The following is a 20,685-nucleotide window of genomic DNA, read 5'->3' on the forward strand; positions in this document are numbered from 1 at the left end:
GTGCCCGCGGGAATGGAGCAGGCCTACCTCGAGAACGGCGGCACCGCGCTGCTCGTCGACCTGCGCGACGGGGACGCCGTCATCGTGCACTGGGGAGACGCACTGCCCGCGCCGCTGCCGGATGCCGCACTGCTGCTCCCCGCGGTGCCGCGGTCGAACTTCGACGTGCCGATTCGCCCCTCGCTCGTGCCGCAGGCGTCCCGCGGATGGCGCGGCGCTCCCGGGCTGAGCGGTGCGCGCGACGACGGCTCGGGCTACTCGCCGCTGCTGACCGTGCGGTCGGCCGACGCGACCGCGACCCGCCTGGACCTCGAGCTCGAGGATGCCGTGGCGCGGCTGCGCGTGCGCATCGGGCTCGAGCTCGACGCGCACGGCATCCTGCACGCGTCGGCGGAGCTCGAGAACGCGAGCGACGCCGCCTATCGCCTCGTGGGCCTCGAGCTGGCGCTGCCACTGCCGGCGCGGGCGGCCGAGGTGCTCGACCACGCCGGACGCTGGGGTCGCGAGAAGCAGCAGCAGCGCCACGGGATCGCGCACGGCGAGTGGGTGCGTGCGGGGCGGCACGGCCGCACCGGTCACGATGCGACCGGGCTGTTCGCGGCCGGCACCGCCGGGTTCGGCTTCGGCCGCGGCGAGGTGTGGGGCATCCACCTCGCCTGGAGCGGCGACCACCGCCACCGCGTCGAGCGACTCGGCGACGGTCAGACGGTGATCGCCGCGGGCGAGCTGCTGCATCCGGGCGAGGTCGTGCTCGGCGCCGGCGAGAGGTACACGGCTCCGGAGCTGCTGGCCGCGCATTCGACCGAGGGGCTCGATGGCGTGAGCGCACGGTTCCACCGGATGCTGCGGGCGCGACCGACGCATCCTCGCACCCCGCGTCCGGTGGTGCTCAACACCTGGGAGGCGGTCTACTTCCGCCACGACCTGGACGAGCTCAGCCGCCTGGCCGAGACCGCGGCCGCGGTCGGCGTCGAGCGGTTCGTGCTCGACGACGGCTGGTTCCGCGGCCGCCGCGACGACCACGCGGGGCTCGGCGACTGGGTCGTCGATGCCGACGTGTGGCCGCAGGGGCTCGGCCCCCTCATCGAGCGCGTCGAGGCGCTCGGCATGCGGTTCGGCCTCTGGGTCGAGCCCGAGATGGTCAATGAGGACTCCGACCTGGTGCGGGCGCACCCCGACTGGATCGCCGGACCCGCGGGCCGGCGTTCGCTGGAGTGGCGGCATCAGCAGGTGCTCGACCTCGTCAACCCCGACGCGTTCGCGCACGTGCTCGGGCAGCTCGACGCCCTGCTCAGCGAGAACCAGGGCATCGCGTTCCTCAAGTGGGACCAGAACCGCGACCAGACCGAGCTCGGCTCCGGTGGCCGCGCCTCGACGCACGCGCAGACCCTCGCCGCGTACCGGATGCTCGACGAGCTGCGGCGGCGGCATCCGGACGTCGAGATCGAGAGCTGCTCGTCGGGCGGCGCGCGCGTCGACCTCGGCGTGCTCGCCCGCACCGATCGGGTCTGGGCCTCCGACACGAACGATGCGCTCGAACGGCAACTGATCCAGCGCGGCACGCAGGCGCTGATCCCGCCCGAGCTGGTCGGCGCGCACATCGGCCCGGCCCACTCGCACACGACCGGCCGCACGCAGGACCTGTCGTTCCGGGCGATCACCGCGCTCGTGGGGCACTTCGGCATCGAGTGGGACATCCTGCGCGCGTCCGACGCGGAGCGCGCCGAACTGGCGCAGGCCATCGCCTACTACCGCGACCGGCGGGAGCTGCTGCACTCCGGTCGTCTCGTGCACGCCGACGACCGCGGCCCGTCGTCGACGGTCTACGGCGTCGTCGCCGACGACCGCTCCGAGGCGGTGTTCGTCGTGGCGCAGCTGACGCTCGCCCCGGACGAGCAGACCCCGCCCGCGACACTGCCCGGGCTCGACCCGGCACGGCGCTATCGGGTGCGGTTCGGCCTGCCGCTCGACGAGCGCGGCGTCGGCGAGCGCGGTGCTCCCGCGTGGATCGCGGCCGGTGGCGAGCTCGAGCTGACCGGCGCGGCGCTGGCGGTCATCGGCGTGCCGGTGCCCGCACTGCTGCCCGAGCACGCGTTGTTGCTCGACGTACGGGAGGTGCGGTGACCGACTTCACGGGATCCGACGCGCTCGCCGCGCGCGCGCGGTTCGCGACCGATGCGCGCACCTTGTCGCTCGATGGCGAGTGGGCCGTGCGGTTCTCGCCGTCGTGGGCCGAGGCGCCGGACGACCTCGGCGATCCGGAGCTCGCGATCGACGGCTGGGGCCGGATCCCGGTGCCGTCGAGCTGGCCGATGCAGGCCGAGGGCCACGGACGCCCCTGGTACACGAACACGAAGTTCCCGTTCCCGGTCGAGCCGCCCTTCGTGCCCGACGAGAACCCGGTCGCCGACCACGCGGTGCGCTTCGACTGGGAGCCGGGGGATGCGACGGTGCTGCGACTCGAGGGCGTCGACGCCGCCGGCACGGTCGTGGTCAACGGCGTCGAGGTCGGCACGACCCGCGGCAGCCGGCTCGTGCACGAGTTCGACGTGTCGCGCGAGGTGCGGTCCGGCTCGAACCTGCTCGTCGTGCGGATCGCGCGGTGGGCCGAGACGAGCTACCTCGAAGACCAGGACATGTGGTGGCTGCCGGGGCTGTTCCGGCCGGTCACCGTGCTCGACCGGCCGGCGGACGGCATCCGGGACCTGCGGGTCGAGGCCGACTGGCGGGACGGCGTCGCGACGCTGCGGGTCGAGGTGGATGCCGACGCGCCCGCCCGGGTGAGCGTGCCCGAGCTGGGCATCGAGCTCGCCGCGGGGCAGCGGGTGGAGGTGCCGGGAGCCGAGCCGTGGTTGGCGGAGGCGCCGCGGCTGTACGACCTCGTGGTGGCGGCTCCGGGCGAGACCGCGCGGCTGCGCATCGGGTTCCGCACGGTGCGCATCGACGGGCACCGCTTCCTCGTCAACGACCGGCCGGTGCTGCTGCGCGGGGTCAACCGGCACGAGCACCACCCCGACCTCGGCCGAGTCGTGCCGCGGGCGACCGTGGAGCACGAGCTGCGGCTCATGAAGCGCCACAACATCAACGCGATCCGCACCTCGCACTACCCGCCGCATCCCGACCTCGCCGACCTCGCCGACGAGCTCGGGTTCTGGCTCATCGTGGAGTGCGACCTCGAGACGCACGGCTTCATCCACGTCGACTGGCGCGGCAACCCGAGCGACGACCCGGCCTACGAGGCCGCCTACCGCGACCGGATGGCGCGCACCGTCGAGCGCGACCGCAACCACCCGAGCGTGATCATGTGGTCGCTCGGCAACGAGTCGGGCGTCGGTCGCAACCTCGCGGCGATGGCCGAGGAGGCGCGGCGGCGCGACCCGTCGCGGCCGTTGCACTACGAGGGCGACTGGACGGCCGCCGACACCGACGTCTACTCGCGCATGTACGCGCATCCCGAGGAGGTCGCCCTCATCGCGCGCGGCGAGGAGCCGCCGCTCGACGACCCCGTTCTCGATGCGCGCCGACGCGGGATGCCGTTCCTGCTCTGCGAGTACGCGCACGCGATGGGCAACGGGCCGGGCGGGCTGGCCGAGTACCAGGAGCTGCTGGACTCGAGCGACCGGATGGCGGGCGCATTCGTGTGGGAGTGGCTGGAGCACGGCATCCGGCGCCGCACGCCCGACGGGCGGGAGTACTGGGCATACGGCGGCGACTTCGGCGAGCCCGTGCACGACGGCAACTTCGTGGCCGACGGCCTCGTCGATGCGGACCGGAACCCCCGCCCGCAGCTCGCGGATCTCGCGACCGTGTTCGCACCGGTGCGGATGCGGATCGGCGCCGACGAGGTCGAGATCGCGAACCGGCAGGACCACATCGGGGTGTCGTGGCTGCGCGCAGAGTGGGAGCTGTCGACCGCCGCGGGGGCGGTCGTGAGCGGCGAACTCGCGCTGCCCGAGGTCGCGCCGCGGGAGAGCGCCGTCGTGCCGTTGCCCGACCGGGCGCGCGGCGACGGGGTGCTCACGATCCGCGTGGTGACTGCCGGCGAGAGCACCTGGGCACCCGCCGGGCACGAGGTGGCGTGGGCGCAGCGCGGCGCGCTCGCGGTGCCGGCGGCTCCCGCCGCGACGGGGGCGCCGCGGCGCGAGGGCCGCACGATCGCGCTCGGCTCCGCCCGCATCGACGCCGTCACGGGACTGCTGCGCCTCGACGACCCGGACCGGGGTGACCTCGATCTCGGCGGCCCGGAGCTCGTGCTCTGGCGCGCGCCCACCGACAACGACCGCGGCCACGGGCTGCTGCCGCTGCGCGGGCACGACCGCGAGGAGCTCTCGGAGGAGCAGGCGTGGGAGGCCGCGGAGCTGCCGCGGCTGACCACCCGCGTGGAGTCGGTGGAGGCCGGCGGCACGTTCGTCGAGATCGTGACCCGGGTCGCGCCCGCGATCTTCGACTGGGGCGCGCGGGTGCGCATCCGGTACACGAGCGACGGCGACGTGCTCGGCATGGGCGTGCGGGTGGAGCCCGTGGGCGCGTGGCCGTGCACCTGGGCGCGAGCGGGGCTGCGGTTCCGGCTCCCGTTCGCACCGAGCGCTCACTGGCTCGGGCTCGGGCCCGGGCAGGCGTACCCCGACACGGGCCTCGCGGCGCGCCTCGGCGAGTGGTCGGCGAGCCCCGACGAGCTGCGGACCGACTACGTGCGCCCCCAGGAGAACGGCTCGCGCCGCGGCGTCGTATCGGTCGATCTGACCGACGCGCGCGGCAGCGGCCTCGGCATCACGGGCGAGCCGTTCGCGTTCACGGTGAGCCCGTGGACCGCCGCCCAGCTCGCCGCGGCGGCACACCCCACCGATCTCCCGGACCCCGGCGAGGGCAGCTGGCTCACCATCGATCTCGCGCAGCACGGCATCGGCACGGCATCCTGCGGCCCGGGCGTGCTGGAGCCGTACCGCCTGACTCCCCGCACCGTGGAAGGCCGCATCGCGCTCACTAGAATCTGATGGTGAGCGACATCGAGATCGGGCGTGCGAAGCGCGCGCGGCGGGCGTACACCTTCGACGACATCGCGATCGTGCCCAGTCGCCGCACGCGCGACCCGCAGGACGTCAGCGTCAGCTGGACGATCGACGCGTTCACCTTCGAGATGCCGGTGCTCGCGGCGCCGATGGATTCCGTGGTGAGCCCCGAGACGGCGATCGCGATCGGCCGCCTCGGCGGGCTCGGCGTGCTCGACCTCGAGGGCGTCTGGACCCGGTACGACGACCCGGAGCCGGTGCTCGCCGAGATCCGCGCGCTGCCGCAGGCGGAGACGACCCGGCGGCTGCAGGAGATCTACGCGGAGCCCATCAAGCCCGAGCTGGTCACCCAACGCCTCGCGGAGATCCGGGCGGCCGGCGTGCCGGTCGCGGGCGCCCTCAGCCCGCAGCGCACGGCCGAACTGAGCGACACCGTCGTGGGCGCGGGCGTCGACCTGTTCGTGATCCGCGGCACGACGGTGAGCGCCGAGCACGTCAGCAAGACCACCGAGCCGCTCAACCTCAAGAAGTTCATCTACGAGCTCGACGTGCCGGTCATCGTCGGCGGCGCCTCGACCTACACCGCGGCGCTGCACCTCATGCGCACCGGCGCCGCGGGCGTGCTCGTGGGCTTCGGCGGCGGTGCCGCGTCGACGACGCGCACGAGCCTCGGCATCCACGCGCCGATGGCGAGCGCCGTCGCGGATGTCGCCGGCGCACGCCGCGACTACCTCGACGAGTCGGGCGGCCGCTACGTGCACGTCATCGCGGACGGCGGCCTCGGCACCTCCGGCGACGTCGTCAAGGCGATCTCGATGGGCGCCGACGCGGTCATGCTCGGCTCGATCCTGGCCCGTGCCGAGGAGGCGCCCGGCGCCGGATGGCACTGGGGCGCCGAGGCGCACCACGAGGAGCTGCCGCGCGGTCACCGCGTCGAGGTGGGCACGGTGGCGCCGCTCGAGCGGGTGCTGTTCGGCCCGTCGAGCGCGGCCGACGGCCGCACGAACGTGATCGGCGCGCTGCGCCGGTCGATGGCCACGACGGGCTACTCGGATCTCAAGGAGTTCCAGCGCGTCGAGGTCGTCGTCGCGCCGTACACCCGCAGCTGACCTCGCTCTGCGCGAACCCCGGGCGCCCCGAAACGAGCGCCGGTAGAATAGAAGGATGGTCGACGTCCGTCGTGTGAAGCTCCCCGGGGTGGGGGTGCTGCACACCTTCGTGACCGACGACGGTGGCAAGGTCGGCGTCATCACCCACCGCTCCGGCCATAGCGACCTCGTGTCGTTCGCCGACGCCGCCGACAAGGACCACACCAACAAGGTCTCGCTCCGGCTCGACGAGGACGAGGCGCACACGCTCGCGGAGCTGCTGGGCGGCACCCGCATCACCGAGTCGCTCAGCGGCCTCGACCAGATCCCGGGCCTGTCCATCGACTGGTTCCACGTCGACTACGACGACCACATCGCCGGTCAGCCGCTCGGCGACATGACCGAGCGCGGGCTCGCCGGCGTGACCGTGGTGGCCGTCGTCCGCGGCGAGTCCGCCAATCCCGCTCCCGACACGCACTTCAAGGTGTTCCCGGGCGACACGCTCGTGCTCGCGGGCGCTCCGGAGAAGGTCGCGAAGGCGTTCCACTTCTACCGTGCCGGCGAGTTCTCCAAGTCCGAGGCCGTCGCTCCGCCGGGTCGCTGATGCTGTTCGCCGCCCAGTCCGATGCCGGCCAGTCCATCGGCGAAGAGCTTCTCGTGCTGGGCGCGCTGTTCGTCATCGCCTACATCCTGGGGCGGCTCGGCAAGCTCATCGGACTGCCGGCGATCCCGATCTACATGCTGGTCGGCCTCATCGCGAGCCCGAACTTCCACTTCTTCCCCCTCGAGGTGCCGTCCGCCGACGTGCACCTCATCGCCGTCTTCGGGCTCATCTTCCTGCTGTTCAACCTCGGCCTCGAGTTCGACCAGGACGCCTTCTTCGGCAACTTCACGAGCCTGATCATCTCCGGCGGCAGCCGGATCATCATCAACTTCGGCGTCGGCTTCCTGTTCGGGCTGTGGGTCGGGTGGGGCACGCGCGAGGCGCTCATCATCGCCGGGATGACCGCCACCAGCTCCAGCGCGATCATCACGAAGCTGCTCATCGAGCTGCGCCGCCTCGCGAACAACGAGACCCCGACGGTGCTCGGCATCGCGATCGTCGAGGACGTCTTCATCGCGATCTACCTGGCGATCGTGACCGTCATCCTGAACGGCAAGACCGACGTGTGGCAGATCGTCGGCGAGCTCGCGATCTCGTTCGGCTTCCTGATCGGGATGTTCGTGCTCGCGCGCTGGGGCGGCCGGTTCGTCTCGCGACTGATCGGCACCCGCGACGACGAACTGTTCACGATCGTGTTCTTCGGTCTCGCGGTCGCGTTCGGCGGCATCGGCGAGCTGCTCGGCGTCTCCGACGCGATCGGCGCGTTCCTGATCGGGCTCGTACTCGGCGCGACACGGTTCCGGGCGCGCATCGAGCAGCTGTCCCTGCCGCTGCGCGACGTGTTCGCCGCCTTCTTCTTCCTCGAGTTCGGGCTCGCACTGGAACCGTCGCAGTTCGGGTCGGTGCTCGTGCCGGTGATCCTCGCGGTGGTGCTCACGCTCGTGCTCAACACGGCGGGCGGTCAGCTCATCGCGGTGCTGAACAAGCTCACGCCCGCGGAGGGGCTGAACGTGAGCGCGATGCTGCAGAATCGCGGGGAGTTCGCGCTCATCCTGGCGACGCTGGCGGCGGGGGCGGGCCTCGACTCCCGGCTGACTCCCTTCGCCGGTCTGTACGTTCTGATCATGGCGATCGTCGGGCCGATACTGGCCGTCAACTCGGAGCGCATCGGCGGTCTCTTCGGCCGGCGCCGGCGCCGGATCGTCACCAGCCCGAACGTCGACGTCGAGCGCGAGGCGGAGCTCGCCCTCGCCGAGGCCGCGATGTCGGGCGACGATCTGCCGGAGGCGTTCGAGATCGCCGCGGGAGAGCGGCCCGAGGAGGAGGCCGTCGTCACGGCCGACGCCGCGCAGACCGCCGACGCCGCGGCGGAGGCCGACACCGAATCCGCCGTCGACGTCGAGGCCGTCGACCGGGACAGCGCCCGCCGTCGCGACCCGGAGTACTGATGACGCTCGCCCCCGGACGGTTCGCCGAGCCCGTCACGTTCGCGCGCGTCGCCCGCCGGCCGCGCTGGATCGCCGCGCTCGTGCTCGCCCTCGCGCTCGCCGCCGGTTTCGCCTGGCTCGGCCAGTGGCAGCTGGGCCGCAGCGTCGCCTCCACCGCGACCTCGGGACCAAAAACCGAGAAGGTCGTGCCGCTCACGTCGTTCGCGAAGACCGGCACGACGTTCCGCGACGACCAGCTCGGACGCATGGCGAGCGTCGACGCCCAGCTCGTTCCGGGCGACTGGGTGCTGCTGAGCGAGCGGCTGAACGGCGACCGGCAGGGCTGGTGGCTCGTCGGGCACGCCGTCACGACGGACGGCGACGAGCTGGCGGTCGCGCTCGGATGGGCGCCCACGCGCGCCGCCGCCCGCGCGGCCGAGGCGACCGCGGCGATCCCGACCCCGCTCGTCGGCCGCTACCTGCCGTCGGAGGCTCCGGATGGTCCGAAGGCCGAGAAGGGCGTGCAGTCGGCGGCGTCGGTCGCGGCCTTCATCAACCAGTGGGCGCACTTCACCGGGCACGTCTACCCCGGCTATCTGGTGTCGCATTCGGCGCCGGAGGGCCTCACCCGGATCGACTCGCCCCGGCCGATCCCCCCGGATGCCGTCAACTGGCTCAACCTGTTCTATGCGATCGAGTGGGCGGTCTTCGCAGGCTTCGCGATCTACCTCTGGTACCGCCTCGTGAGGGACGTCGTCGAACACGAGAACGAGTCGCTCGAGCAGGTCGAGTAACCCCGCTCAGCGCTGCATGCCACCGCCGCGCAGCCGCAGCCGCGACTCCTCCAGATCGAGCAGCGCCTGGGCGTCGTCGAGCGCGCGCGTGGAGTAGGCGCCCTTGCGGCGCTCCTCGAGCAGCTTCTCGCGCTCCACCTCGACCATGGCCAGCCGCAGGGCGCGGTAGAGCAGGTGCGGCTGGTCGGAGGTCGCCAGGTTCTGCGATCGTGCGCGTTCCCAGACCGCCTCCGCCCGGATGTAGCTCGACTGCCGGGCGCGCTCGATCACGTCGGGGTCGATCGGCGACTCGACGCCGATCGCGGTCTCCGGATCGTCGAGCACGCCCATGCCGGCCTGGCTGAGGTCGTCGAGCAGGCGGGCGAGGTCCTCCTGGTGCGCGGTGGTGTCGTCGTCGCGCACCTTGAGCACCCGGATCAGCAGCGGCAGCGTGCCGCCCTGCAGCACGAGGCTGACGACCGCGACGGTGAACGCGATGAGCACGAGCTGGGGACGGTACGGGATCACGTCGGGGTCCATGGGGAGCGACTGCGCGGCGGCGAGAGTGACCACGCCGCGCATGCCGGTCCATCCGAGCACGACGCCGCCGCGCCATCCGACCTGCTGCTGCCGATGGTGCTCGAGGTCGGCCCGGTCACGCTCGAAGCGCCGCTCGAGCTGGGCCTTGCGCCGCCGTTGCAGCACGTTGGTGACCGGATGATTGCGGTAGTGGTGGATGACGAGGTACTCCCGCAGCATCCGCCGCTCCGCGCGCCGGGCGACCCCGGCCATCCCGAGCAGGAGCGGCCCGACCCAGAGGTAGCGGATGACGACGACGGCGAGCGTCGCGATGAGGCCGATCCCGATCGACTCGCCGAGCCCCAGCACCTGCGGATCGATGTCGTTGATGAGGGTGCGGATCTCGATCCCGATCAGCAGGAAGACGCCGTTCTCGAGCAGGAACTGGATCGTGCGCCAGTTGGTGCGCTCGGTGATCCGGGCCTGCGCGGAGAGGGCACGGGAGCGCGAGTGGCCGGTGTACAGGCCGGCGACGACGACCGACAGCACGCCGGATGCCCCGAGCGCCTCGGCGGGCATGAACGCGACGAACGGCACGGCGAGGCTGATCGCGGTGTCGAGAACGCTGTCGGACAGGCGCGAGCGGATGAACACGGTGACGATGCCCACGATGAGGCCGATCGCGACGGCCACGGCCACGGAGAGCAGGAAGTCGCCGATCGCGTTCCACGGTGTCGCGAGAGTGCCCGCGGCGGCGGCGAGGGCCGAGCGCAGCAGCACGAGGGCGGTCGCATCGTTGAGCAGTCCCTCGCCCTCCAACAGGGCGAGCAGGCGTGGGGGGAGCCCCAACCGCCGGCCGATCGAGGTGGCGGCCACGGCATCCGGCGGGCTGATGATCGCGCCGAGTGCGATCGCCGCGCCCAGGTTGAGGTCGGGCAGCACGGCGTACAGGAAGAAGCCCGCGCCGAAGGCCGTCGCGATGACCAGGAGCACCGAGAGGCTGACGATGGGCGCGGCGTTGCGCCGGAACTCCGTGATCGGCACGGTGATCGCCGCCGCGTAGAGCAGCGGCGGCAGCACGGCGTCGAGCACCAGCTCCCCCGGCACCTCGATGAACGGCACGCCCGGCAGGTAGGAGATGCCGACCCCGACGACGACCAGGATGATCGGCGCCGCGATCCCGAGCTTCTGCGAGAACGCCGCGACCGCCACGATCACGGCGACCGCGGCCACGGCGTAGATGCCGAGCTCGAGTCCCATGGGCACCAGCGTAGGGATCCGGCGGTCGGCGACCGCCCATCCGCCGCCCGTAGAATCGGGGCATGCCCGCCGGACCCCGCCCCGAGGACGTGCCGCGCATCCGCATCGTGCTGGCGGTCTTCCGGGTCTCGGCGATCGTCACGGGCGTCTTCCTGCTCGGCCTGTGCACGATGATGGTGCTCCGCTACGCCTTCCACGTCGACATCGAGGTGGGCGGCCCGTTCGGGCTGGTCGCGCTCGTGCCGCCGAAGGAGATCACGGCCGTCAACTTCTCGACCCTCGAGTTGATCGCGCACGGCTGGCTGTACGTGCTCTACCTCGGCCTCGACTTCCTGCTGTGGCGGATGCTGCGGTTCTCGTTCGGCCGGTTCCTGTTCTTCGCGCTCGGCGGCATCATCCCGTTCCTCTCCTTCTACTTCGAGTTCCGCATCCCGGCGTACGTGAACGCCCGGCTCGCGGAGGTGCCGGCCGCCGCGTCGGCGGAGGTCGCCGCGTGACCGAGCCGGCGTCGGAGCCGGATGCCACCCGGCGGCCGGTGCTCGTCGTCGACTTCGGCGCCCAGTACGCGCAGCTGATCGCGCGCCGGGTGCGCGAGGCCGGCGTCTACAGCGAGATCGTGCCGCACACGATCACCGCGGAGGAGATCGCCGCGAAGCAGCCGGCCGGCATCGTGCTGAGCGGCGGGCCGTCGAGCGTCTACGAGCCCGGATCGCCGGAGCTCGACCCCGGCATCCTTCAGCTGGGCGTGCCGACCCTCGGCATCTGCTACGGCTTCCAGGTGATGGCGCAGCAGCTCGGCGGCGAGGTCGCCAAGACCGGGCGTCGCGAGTACGGGTCGACGCAGGTGCACGTCGCGCACCCCGACGGATCGGTCGCCGGCAGCTTCCTCTCCGGGCAGCCCGAGGAGCAGACCGCGTGGATGTCGCACGGCGACTCCGTCGTGCAGGCGCCCGAAGGCTTCGAGGTGCTCGCCACCACCGACGACACCCCGGTCGCCGCGTTCGGCAGCGACGAGCGCAAGCTCTACGGCGTGCAGTGGCACCCGGAGGTGCGGCACTCGCAGCACGGGCAGGCGGTGATCGAGCGGTTCCTGCACAAGGAGGCCGGCATCCCGGCCGACTGGAACAGCGGCAACGTGATCGCCGACCAGGTCGCGAAGATCCGCGCGCAGGTCGGGTCCGGCCGGGTGCTGTGCGCCCTGTCGGGCGGCGTCGACTCCGCGGTGGCCGCGGCGCTCGTGCACGAGGCGGTCGGCGACCAGCTCGTATGCGTGTTCGTCGACCACGGGCTGCTGCGCGCGGGCGAGCGGGAGCAGGTCGAGCGGGACTACGTGGCCGCGACCGGTGTGCGGCTCGTGACCGTCGACGCGGTCGACCGGTTCCTCGACGCGCTCGCCGGGGTGAGCGATCCGGAGACCAAGCGCAAGATCATCGGACGCGAGTTCATCCGGGTCTTCGAGCAGGCGCAGGCCGAGCTCATCGCCGAGTTCGCGGCCGAGGGCGACCCGATCCGGTTCCTCGTGCAGGGCACGCTCTACCCTGATGTCGTCGAGTCGGGCGGCGGTTCCGGCACCGCGAACATCAAGAGCCACCACAACGTCGGCGGCCTGCCGGAGGACCTCCAGTTCGAGCTCGTCGAGCCGCTGCGCACCCTGTTCAAGGACGAGGTGCGGGCCATCGGCCGCGAGCTCGGGCTGCCCGAGGTGATCGTCGGACGGCAGCCGTTCCCGGGGCCGGGGCTCGGCATCCGGATCGTCGGCGAGGTCACGCGGGAACGCCTCGATCTGCTGCGCGAGGCCGACGCCATCGTGCGTGCCGAGCTGACCGCGGCGGGCCTCGACGGCGAGATCTGGCAGTGCCCGGTCGTGCTGCTGGCCGACGTGCGCTCGGTGGGCGTCATGGGCGACGGCCGCACCTACGGGCATCCGATCGTGCTGCGACCGGTGTCATCCGAGGATGCCATGACCGCCGACTGGATCCGGCTGCCCTACGACCTGCTCGCGCGCATCTCGAACCGCATCACGAACGAGGTCGCCGGCGTCAACCGGGTCGTGCTCGACGTCACGTCGAAGCCGCCGGGCACCATCGAATGGGAATAGCGGGACGCGCTAGTTGTAGTTCCCCGTGAGGTTGTGGACGCGGGCTGCTGGGATAAGGCCGCCGATTCCGGTGTGGGGTCGGTGGTGATTGTAGAAGTGCAGCCAGCGGGGATAGTCGGCTGCTCGTGCTTCGTCTGAGGGGTAGTGCTTGGCGTAGGCCCATTCGGCGGCGAGGGTGCGGTTGAACCGCTCCACCTTGCCGTTGGTCTGGGGTCGGTAGGGGCGGGTGAAGACGTGTCGGGTGCTGCCGAGGGCGGCGGCGAAGTCGCGAGAGCGATAGCAGGATCCGTTGTCGGTCATCGCAGCATCTATGCGGATGCCTGCGGCGGCGAAGAACGCTGCGGCTCGGATCCAGAAACCGGCTGCGGTCTCCTTGCGTTCGTCGGCGAGGATCTCGGAGTAGGCCAGCCGGGAGTGATCATCGACCGCGTGGTGCAGGAACGCATAGCCACGACCCTGCTTCTTGTTGTTGTGGTTGCCGATGGTGCGTCCGAGGGTGCGGTGGCCTCCGCCATCGGGGATGCGGCCGAGTTTCTTGATATCAACGTGGACCAACTCGCCCGGAGCGGCCTTCTCATAGCGAACGAGACGCGACCGCCGGACCGGCAGTCCGGTCGCTTGATCCAGATGTGCAAGCAACGGCATCCGATAACGCTCAAGCACCCTTCCGACCGTCGAGCGCGGGATGCCCAGGTGATAACCGATCCGATGCGGACCCCAGCGACGAACGAAACGCAACGCGACGATCCGATGCTCCAGCCGCCGCGAGCACCTGGTGGGCGACTGGTGCGGGCGTGAGCTGCGATCCGTCATCGGCAGCCCCGCCCGATATCGGGCAGCCCACTTCGAAGCCGTCGCCGGCGAGCACTGGAACCGCTCAGCAGCTCGTCTCGCGGACCAGCCCTGCTCGACGATCAACCGGGCAAGCCGAAGCCTGCCCTCGGGCGCGAAAGGCGCTCTAACGTGAGTCACGAAGACCTCCGGTTTGACGATGAGAGTGTGGTTACCCACATCGTCCCGGAGGTCTTCGCTACCTCAAACGATCACAACGTCCCGAGGAACTACAGCTAGTTGCGCGGCATGAAGTACGACACGAGCCGCAGGATCTCGAGATACAGCCACACGACGGTGACCATGATCCCGAAGGCTGCGGTCCAGCCGTAGATCCGCGGCTGGCCGGTCTCGACACCGCGCTTCACCTGGTCGAAGTCGACGACGAGCGAGTAGGCCGCCATCAGCACCACGAGGATCCCGAGCGGGATGCCGAGTGGGATGCCGAAGATCGTCACGTCGCGCAGGCCGCCGAACCCGCTCACGACACCGGTCAGCATCAGCACGACGTTGATCACCGAGAACACCAGGTACCCGACCAGCAGGACCAGGAACACCTTGGTCGCCTTCGCCGACGCCCGCACCCGGCCGCTCGCGAACAGAGCGAGCGTGACACCGACCACACCCAGCGTGCCGAGCACCGCGATCGGGACGATGCCCTGCCACAGCGACGCGTAGAAGCTCGAGATGCCTCCCACGAAGAGGCCCTCGGCGCCCCCGTACAGCAGCACGAGCGCGGGCGACGGCTTGCGCTTGAAGGTGTTGACGAGCGCGAGCACGAAGCCGACGAGAGCGGCGGGGATCGTCACGATCGGCACGAACCAGCCGATCGCCGCGGCCGCCACCAGGATGCCGAACGAGATCAGCGTCTTGACGATGGTGTCCTCGTAGGTCATCCGGCCGGCCTCGTCGGCGGTCGCCGTCGGGAGGTCGTACTGGGCCTGGAGCTGCTCCGCAGTCGGGACGGGCACCGGGGGCACGCCGGCGACGGCGTCCCGCTGGGCGATCCGGCGCGCGGCCCGGTCGTCGAAGGCGGGGGAGTTCGAGAAGGCGAAATTGGCCATCATCGATTCTAAGAATTTCCTGGACATCGTTGCTGGGCAGGTGCCCTGAGACCGCCCCCAGACCGCCCGGCACCGACCGCGACCGCGCAGCCCTGCCGGGCTCGATCGGCTTCAGGCGTTGCCGACCAGGTAGACGATGCCGAGACCGACGATGAACACGAGCGACGCGTAGCCGAGCACGATCGCGATGATCGCCGCCAGTCGTCCGCGCTCACCGGATGCCGCGATCTGCATGAGCGCGATGTGGCCGAACAGCGCGGCGACCGGGCTCACGAGGCACCCGAGCACGAGGGCGACGACCGCCAGCGGATTCAGGCGCCGGCGACGCAGCCGCACGCGCTCGCGTGACCGGGTGCGGATCGGGGTCGGGGGAGCGGCGGGCGCGACCGGTGGCGGGGCGAGGGGCAGCGTCACCGGGTGGCCATCGCCGACGGCGTGGGAGACGGGCTCCGCGGTGGGCTCGGCGACGGACGCCGTGGCGGGCCCGGCCACGGCATCCGGGCGTGGGGGCACGACGCCGGTGGGCGTCCCGCAGTGGATGCAGAATTTCCAGTCCGGGCGAAGCTCTCGGGCGCAGTTCGCACAGGCGGACATGTCACCTCGACGTTACCGTGGCGTCATGAGCGCCGGCCCTCGTCCCTCGACCCCCGTTCTGGTGATCGGGCATCGGGGCGCGTGCGGCTACCGGCCGGAGCACACGCGCTCCGCATACGAGCTCGCGATCGCCCTCGGCGCCGACGCGATCGAGCCCGACATCGTCGCGACGAAGGACGGCGAGCTCGTGCTCCGGCACGAGAACGAGATCTCCGGCACGACCGACGTCGCGCGGCATCCGGAGTTCGCCGACCGCCGCACGACGAAGACGATCGACGGCGTACGGCTGACCGGCTGGTTCACCGAGGACTTCACCTGGGCCGAGCTCGCGACCCTGCGCGCGGTCGAGCGCCTGCCCGAGCTGCGGCAGCATTCGGCGACCTTCGACGGACTCGATCCGATCCTCCGGCTGCGCGACCTCCTCGAGATCCTCGACGCCGCAGGGCGGCCGATGACGCTCGTGGCGGAGGTGAAGCACCCCACCCATTTCGCGTCGATCGGCCTGCCGCTCGACGAGCTCGTCGCGGCCGAGCTGGGTCGCTGGCGGCATCCGGAGCGTCTCGTAGTCGAGTGCTTCGAGCGCGGCCTGCTGCACCGGATGCGGGATCGCGGCGTGGCCGCCCGCTACGTGTACCTGATCGAAGACGGCGGGCACGCCCCCGACACCGCGGTCGCCTACGACGCGGAGGTCGCGGGAGAGCTGCGCGCCCTCGACGTCGACGGCATCAGCGTCGGCAAGCCGCGGCTGTTCCGCTCGCCGGAGCTCGTCGACCGCGCGCACGACGCCGGGATGCTCGCCTTCACCTGGACGCTGCGCCCCGAGAACCGCTTCCTCGCCCCCGCGCACCGCGGCTCGGGTTCGAAGGCCGACTGGGGCGACTGGATGGCGGAGTACCGCGCCGCGATCGCCACCGGTGTCGACGGGATCTTCGTCGATCATCCGGACCTCGGAGTCGCCGCGCGCGAGCGGGCCGAGTAGGCCTCGGGGAGCACGAGCCGGGGTCGGAGGCCGAACGTAGAATCGGGGATCATGACGTGGCTCCTCGATGACCTCGATGGAGACCAGGCCACCCCCGACGCGGTGACCGTCGACGAGGAGCTGCTCGCCGGGCTCAACCCGCAGCAGCGCGAGGCGGTGCTGTACCGCGGGCCCGCGCTGCTCATCGTGGCGGGCGCCGGCTCCGGCAAGACGAGCGTGCTCACCCGCCGCATCGCCGGACTCATCGCGAGCCGCGAGGCGTGGCCCAGCCAGATCCTCGCGATCACGTTCACCAACAAGGCGGCCGCCGAGATGCGCGGGCGCATCCGCGAGCTCGTCGGCAGCGACGCCGACGGCATGTGGATCTCGACCTTCCACTCGGCGTGCGTGCGCATCCTGCGCCGGCAGGCGGAGGTCATGGGCCTCAAGCAGGGGTTCACGATCTACGACACCGCCGACTCCCGCGCGCTGCTCAAGCGGATCCTGAAGGAGCTGGATGCCGACACCCTCGGCTTCAGCGTCGCGGGCGTCGCGAACCGCATCTCGAAGCTCAAGAACGAGCTCACCGACGTCGACCTGTTCGCCCGGCAGGTGAACATGGACGACCCGAAGGAGTCCGCGTTCCTCGAGCTGTTCCGCCGCTACACGCAGGGCCTGCGACGCGCGAACGCCCTCGACTTCGACGACCTCATCGCCGAGACGGTCTACCTGTTCCGCGCGTTCCCGGATGTCGCGGCCCTCTACCAGCGCCGGTTCCGGCACGTGCTCGTCGACGAGTACCAGGACACCAACGCCGCGCAGTACGCGCTCATCCGCGAACTGGTGCGCCCGGTCGCGCCCGAGCACGTGCCGCTCGACACCCGGATGCGCGTCGGTGCCGACGGCGGCATCCCCGCGGCCACGCTCACGGTCGTCGGCGACTCCGACCAGTCGATCTACGCCTTCCGGGGCGCCGACATGCGCAACATCGTCGAGTTCGAGCAGGACTTCCCGCAGGCGAAGGTCGTGCTGCTCGAGCAGAACTACCGCTCCACGCAGAACATCCTCGACGCGGCCAACGCCGTCATCGGCAACAACTTCGACCGGGTCGCCAAGAACCTCTTCACCACCGGCGGCGCGGGCGAGCGCATCGTCGGCTACACGGGCTACTCGGCGCACGACGAGGCACAGTTCGTCGCCGACGAGATCGAGGCGCTCAAGAAGGCGGGCGAGACCTACGACGACGTCGCGGTCTTCGTGCGCACCAACGCGCAGACCCGGCCGCTCGAGGAGATCTTCATCCGCTCCGCGATCCCGTACCGGATCCCGGGCGGCACCAAGTTCTACGAGCGTGCCGAGATCAAGGACGCCATGGCGTACCTCATCCAGATCGCGAACCCGGACGACGACCTCGCCCTGCGCCGGGTGATGAACGTACCCCGGCGCGGCATCGGCCCGGCGACCGAGGCGGCGCTGCAGGCGCACGCCGAGCGCACCGGGCAGACGCTGCGCGATGCGATGCGGGATGCCGCCTCCCTCGGCCTCGGGGCGAAAGTCACGGGGGCGATCCTCGATCTCGCGAAGCTGCTCGACGACGTCGCCGCCACGGCGGCCACGGCCGCGCCCGCCGACATCCTGAACACGCTGCTCCAGCAGACCGGGTACCTCGCCGGGCTGCGCGCGTCGGGCGACGCGCAGGACGAGGCCCGCGCCGAGAACCTCGAGGAGCTCGTGGCGCAGACCCGCGAGTTCCGGCGTCAGACCCCGGAGGGCAACCTCGTCGACTTCCTCACCGGCGTCGCGCTGTTCGCCGCGGCCGACGAGATCGACGACGAGGACGGCTCGGTGTCGATCATGACCCTGCACACGGCGAAGGGGCTCGAGTACGACGCGGTGTTCCTGACGGGTGTCGAGGAGGAGCTGCTGCCGCACCGCATCTCGTCGGGCGAACCCGGCGGCATCGCCGAGGAGCGGCGCCTGTTCTACGTCGGCATCACCCGAGCACGCAAGCGCCTGTACGTCTCGCTCTCGATGACCCGGTCGCTGTTCGGCGAGCCGAGCGTCGCGATGCCGTCACGGTTCCTGCAGGAGATCCCGGCATCCCTGATCGACTGGAAGCAGTCGCCGGGTGACGCGGCCGGCCGCAACGCCATGCGTCCGCGGGCCGTCACCTCGCGCGAGGGCGGACGCCCGAAGTTCTCGTACTCGACCTCGTTCCCCTCCGACCGGCCCAAGAAGGAATGGACCTCGGCCGTGACGGCGACGGTGCGCGACAACGGCGACCTGACGCTGGCGGTTGGCGACCGCATCCGGCACACCGACTTCGGCGAGGGTCGGGTGACCGACGTCACCGGCACCGGCTCGAAGTCGATCGCCGAGGTGCAGTTCGACACGGCGGGGCGCAAGCGGCTGCTCATCAAGATCGCGCCGATCGAGAAGCTGTAGGCGCTGCGAACACCGCGGATGTGGGCAAATCTCACAGACCCCACCTTCGAGATGCTTCGATGTCAGCGTGGTGCGTCCGTCGGATTGGTATCTGGTCGATCTGGAGGCGGATCCGACGCCGGGTGATTCGTTCGGGATCCGTCAGGTGGCGCAGAAGTACACGGACATCGCCTATGTGGCGGCGAATGCGGCGAGTGTGGTGCGGGCAATGCGTGCCTCGCAATCGGCGGAGGCGTGGGTTGGTGAGGCGGGGTCGGTGTTTCGGTCCGAGACGGATCGGATGCCGGAGGAGCTGTCGAAGGCCGATGATTCGTATTCGCTGGTGGCGAGTGCGTTGGGTGTGTGGGCGTCGGCGTTGGAGGATGCGCAGTCGCAGGCGGATCGAGGTTTGGCGCAGGCGCGGGAGGCGCACGCGGATCTGGCGAGTGCGCGGTCGGCGTATGACGAGGCGCAGCGGTCGTGGTCGACGGCGCATGCGCAGCAGCTGAGCCAGCAGAAGCTGCAGAAGCAGTATCAGGATGTGCCGCCGCCCTCAGGCGTGACGATGCCGACGGATGCACAGTTGCGGGCGACGGGCAGGAACGTGTCGCAGTTGCAGTCGTCGATGGATGCGGCGAGCGCGTCGATGGCGTCGGCGAATGCGCGGCTGGAGGCGGCGAAGCGTCTTGTCATGGAGGCGAAGGCCGCCCGTGATGGTGCCGAGAAGATCGCGGTGAAGGCGATCGGCGACGCCAGGGGCAAGGCGGTCAAGCCCTCATCGGTGTGGGAAGCGATCCAGGACAGCGCGGCGTGGCAGGCGATCGTGGTGATCGCGACCGTGGTGTTGACAATCGTGTCGATCGTCGCGATCTTCGTGGGAGGTCCGCTGGTGTGGGCCCTGATCATCGCGGCGACGGCCCTTCTCATGCTCAACGCATTGATGTCGATCGCTCAGGGCAAGAACGCCTGGGGCGAACTCGCCCTCCTCACCATCGGACTCATCCCCGGCGGTCGCCTGCTCGCCCTCGCAGGCACCGCCGGACACGCGGCCGTCGCGGCGATGGCCCTGACCAGAGTCGGGGAACGCGTCGTGCCGACGGTGGTGCGCGCGGGGGAGGCCGTCCAGCGCGTCGCGAGCGACCTGCGGAATGGTGTCGCCTCGTCCGAGACAATCGTGCCGCTGGTGCGCAGGATCTCCGATCTCGCGACGGCGGTGCCCGGTGGCACGCTCAAGGCGATCCATGCCGAGTCGGGCCCGCCGGGCCTCATGACGTCGGTGTTCCAGCACGCGTATCCCAAGCTGAGCGACGTGAACCTCGGACGCGCCCTCAAGCAGCAGCCCGGATTCATGGACAACTGCACCAACTGCGTCGTCGCCACCGATCGCACGCTGTCCGCGGGGAGCGTCGAGGTGGCAGGTTCCGTCGGAGCCGGCGGTGCGCCTATTTCGAACGTCGCGGACGCGTTGGGTGGTCATTGGGGTCAGGTCGGAGGTTACGACGATGTCGTACGCTCGATGAGCGATGCCGGAGATGGGGCAACCTCGGTGGTGTTCGTGGACCGCGGGCCAGAGCTGGTTGGTCACGTTTTCAATGTGATTCATGATCAGAACGGCGTCGTCTTCGTGGACGGCCAGATCGGTCAGTTCGCTCGACTCGAACCGTTCGAACGTCTGTTTTTCCTTGCGGGAAGGTGGTTTCTGTGAACGATGCGACATTCCCCGAGGCGGAGCGCATGCTCAAGAAGCTCGAGGTCGAAATCGCCCGGCCTGCGGCGTTCTGGACCGGCGACGACGGACGGATCCGCGTGACGGACCTCGGCGACGTCGTGCTCTATGCCTGGAACAGCGTCGAATACCTGGAGACGAAGGATGTCTTCCTTCAGCAGCTCTATGGTCCGATCGCTGTGCCGCGCGACGGATCGGGCGCGTTCGTGCTCGGGACCGCGCTCAAGCCGGAGGAGTTCATCGCGGAATGGCGGAAGAGTCGCGGCGCGTGATCGCCGATCTGGCGACGAGGCCCGTGCGGCGTGAGACG

At 70.8% G+C, this 20,685-nt stretch carries 16 protein-coding genes; 12 read left to right on the top strand and 4 right to left on the bottom strand.

Annotated elements, in window-relative coordinates; genetic code table 11:
- The 6 genes from ABD285_RS06450 to ABD285_RS06475 are packed head-to-tail and all read left to right on the top strand — an operon-like array spanning position 1 to position 8,922.
- The gene (locus tag ABD285_RS06450) at positions 1-2,124 is read left to right on the top strand and encodes an alpha-galactosidase (RefSeq protein WP_344201203.1); all 2,124 of its coding nucleotides are present in this window, start codon (positions 1-3) and stop codon (positions 2,122-2,124) included.
- Positions 2,121-4,994, top strand: a complete 2,874-nt coding sequence (locus ABD285_RS06455) for a glycoside hydrolase family 2 TIM barrel-domain containing protein (RefSeq protein WP_284254438.1) — start codon at positions 2,121-2,123, stop codon at positions 4,992-4,994. Before ABD285_RS06450 ends, ABD285_RS06455 begins: the two co-directional genes overlap by 4 nt.
- 2 nt (positions 4,995-4,996) lie before the next feature.
- Positions 4,997-6,118, top strand: coding sequence for a GuaB3 family IMP dehydrogenase-related protein (locus ABD285_RS06460; RefSeq protein ID WP_425564953.1), 1,122 nt, complete (start codon positions 4,997-4,999; stop codon positions 6,116-6,118).
- A 55-nt stretch (positions 6,119-6,173) separates the two neighbouring features.
- The gene (locus ABD285_RS06465) at positions 6,174-6,701 is read left to right on the top strand and encodes a cation:proton antiporter regulatory subunit (protein ID WP_284254441.1); all 528 of its coding nucleotides are present in this window, start codon (positions 6,174-6,176) and stop codon (positions 6,699-6,701) included.
- The gene (locus ABD285_RS06470) at positions 6,701-8,149 is read left to right on the top strand and encodes a cation:proton antiporter (RefSeq protein ID WP_284254442.1); all 1,449 of its coding nucleotides are present in this window, start codon (positions 6,701-6,703) and stop codon (positions 8,147-8,149) included. Before ABD285_RS06465 ends, ABD285_RS06470 begins: the two co-directional genes overlap by 1 nt.
- On the top strand, positions 8,149-8,922 hold the full coding sequence (locus ABD285_RS06475; protein WP_344201210.1) for an SURF1 family cytochrome oxidase biogenesis protein: 774 nt from the start codon (positions 8,149-8,151) through the stop codon (positions 8,920-8,922). The genes ABD285_RS06470 and ABD285_RS06475 overlap by 1 nt, the downstream gene beginning before the upstream one ends.
- A 6-nt stretch (positions 8,923-8,928) precedes the next feature.
- Here the strand turns inward: ABD285_RS06475 and ABD285_RS06480 are convergent, their stop codons facing one another.
- Positions 8,929-10,680: a cation:proton antiporter gene (locus tag ABD285_RS06480; RefSeq protein ID WP_344201213.1), complete on the bottom strand. Its 1,752-nt coding sequence runs from the start codon at positions 10,678-10,680 to the stop codon at positions 8,929-8,931.
- A gap of 62 nt (positions 10,681-10,742) precedes the next feature.
- On the opposite strand from ABD285_RS06480, the gene ABD285_RS06485 reads away from it, so the two are divergent.
- Both ABD285_RS06485 and guaA read left to right on the top strand, forming a co-directional pair.
- A complete protein-coding gene (locus tag ABD285_RS06485) occupies positions 10,743-11,177 on the top strand; it encodes a DUF3817 domain-containing protein (protein WP_284254444.1) in 435 nt (144 codons plus the stop codon).
- Positions 11,174-12,778, top strand: a complete 1,605-nt coding sequence (gene guaA, locus ABD285_RS06490) for a glutamine-hydrolyzing GMP synthase (protein ID WP_284254446.1) — start codon at positions 11,174-11,176, stop codon at positions 12,776-12,778. The genes ABD285_RS06485 and guaA overlap by 4 nt, the downstream gene beginning before the upstream one ends.
- 9 nt (positions 12,779-12,787) lie before the next feature.
- On the opposite strand, the gene ABD285_RS06495 is transcribed toward guaA, so the two are convergent.
- The 3 genes from ABD285_RS06495 to ABD285_RS06505 form a co-directional block, all read right to left on the bottom strand.
- On the bottom strand, positions 12,788-13,750 hold the full coding sequence (locus ABD285_RS06495; RefSeq protein ID WP_284255698.1) for an IS481 family transposase: 963 nt from the start codon (positions 13,748-13,750) through the stop codon (positions 12,788-12,790).
- Between the two features lie 95 nt (positions 13,751-13,845).
- Positions 13,846-14,673 carry a Bax inhibitor-1/YccA family protein gene (locus ABD285_RS06500; RefSeq protein WP_284254447.1) on the bottom strand — a complete coding sequence of 276 codons (828 nt, stop codon included), beginning with the start codon at positions 14,671-14,673 and terminating at the stop codon, positions 13,846-13,848.
- A 111-nt stretch (positions 14,674-14,784) separates the two neighbouring features.
- Positions 14,785-15,267, bottom strand: coding sequence for a DUF4190 domain-containing protein (locus ABD285_RS06505; RefSeq protein WP_344201218.1), 483 nt, complete (start codon positions 15,265-15,267; stop codon positions 14,785-14,787).
- 25 nt (positions 15,268-15,292) lie between these two features.
- Between ABD285_RS06505 and ABD285_RS06510 the strand changes: the two genes are divergently transcribed.
- The 4 genes from ABD285_RS06510 to ABD285_RS06525 all read left to right on the top strand — a co-directional run bounded on the left by ABD285_RS06510 (position 15,293) and on the right by ABD285_RS06525 (position 20,647).
- Positions 15,293-16,246, top strand: a complete 954-nt coding sequence (locus ABD285_RS06510) for a glycerophosphodiester phosphodiesterase family protein (protein WP_344201221.1) — start codon at positions 15,293-15,295, stop codon at positions 16,244-16,246.
- Positions 16,247-16,297: 51 nt separating this feature from the next.
- Positions 16,298-18,670, top strand: a complete 2,373-nt coding sequence (locus tag ABD285_RS06515) for an ATP-dependent helicase (RefSeq protein WP_284254449.1) — start codon at positions 16,298-16,300, stop codon at positions 18,668-18,670.
- Positions 18,671-18,737: 67 nt separating this feature from the next.
- The gene (locus ABD285_RS06520) at positions 18,738-20,354 is read left to right on the top strand and encodes a toxin glutamine deamidase domain-containing protein (RefSeq protein WP_344201223.1); all 1,617 of its coding nucleotides are present in this window, start codon (positions 18,738-18,740) and stop codon (positions 20,352-20,354) included.
- 29 nt (positions 20,355-20,383) lie between these two features.
- Complete coding sequence (locus tag ABD285_RS06525) at positions 20,384-20,647, top strand: hypothetical protein (protein ID WP_284254452.1); 264 nt, start codon at positions 20,384-20,386, stop codon at positions 20,645-20,647.
- Positions 20,648-20,685: the final 38 nt, after the last annotated feature.

Origin of the sequence: Pseudolysinimonas kribbensis (genome assembly GCF_039531715.1) — a bacterium.
GTDB classification, from domain to species: Bacteria; Actinomycetota; Actinomycetes; order Actinomycetales; family Microbacteriaceae; genus Pseudolysinimonas; species Pseudolysinimonas kribbensis.

What these genes read in the sequence shown, in the direction of transcription:
- ABD285_RS06465 (WP_284254441.1), top strand. Translation starts at nt 6,174, where the DNA reads ATGGTCGACGTCCGTCGTGTGAAGCTCCCCGGGGTGGGGGTGCTGCAC.
- ABD285_RS06470 (WP_284254442.1), top strand. Translation starts at nt 6,701, where the DNA reads ATGCTGTTCGCCGCCCAGTCCGATGCCGGCCAGTCCATCGGCGAAGAG.
- ABD285_RS06475 (WP_344201210.1), top strand. Translation starts at nt 8,149, where the DNA reads ATGACGCTCGCCCCCGGACGGTTCGCCGAGCCCGTCACGTTCGCGCGC.
- ABD285_RS06480 (WP_344201213.1), bottom strand. Translation starts at nt 10,680, where the DNA reads ATGGGACTCGAGCTCGGCATCTACGCCGTGGCCGCGGTCGCCGTGATC.
- ABD285_RS06485 (WP_284254444.1), top strand. Translation starts at nt 10,743, where the DNA reads ATGCCCGCCGGACCCCGCCCCGAGGACGTGCCGCGCATCCGCATCGTG.
- ABD285_RS06500 (WP_284254447.1), bottom strand. Translation starts at nt 14,673, where the DNA reads ATGGCCAATTTCGCCTTCTCGAACTCCCCCGCCTTCGACGACCGGGCC.
- ABD285_RS06505 (WP_344201218.1), bottom strand. Translation starts at nt 15,267, where the DNA reads ATGTCCGCCTGTGCGAACTGCGCCCGAGAGCTTCGCCCGGACTGGAAA.
- ABD285_RS06510 (WP_344201221.1), top strand. Translation starts at nt 15,293, where the DNA reads ATGAGCGCCGGCCCTCGTCCCTCGACCCCCGTTCTGGTGATCGGGCAT.
- ABD285_RS06515 (WP_284254449.1), top strand. Translation starts at nt 16,298, where the DNA reads ATGACGTGGCTCCTCGATGACCTCGATGGAGACCAGGCCACCCCCGAC.
- ABD285_RS06525 (WP_284254452.1), top strand. Translation starts at nt 20,384, where the DNA reads ATGCTCAAGAAGCTCGAGGTCGAAATCGCCCGGCCTGCGGCGTTCTGG.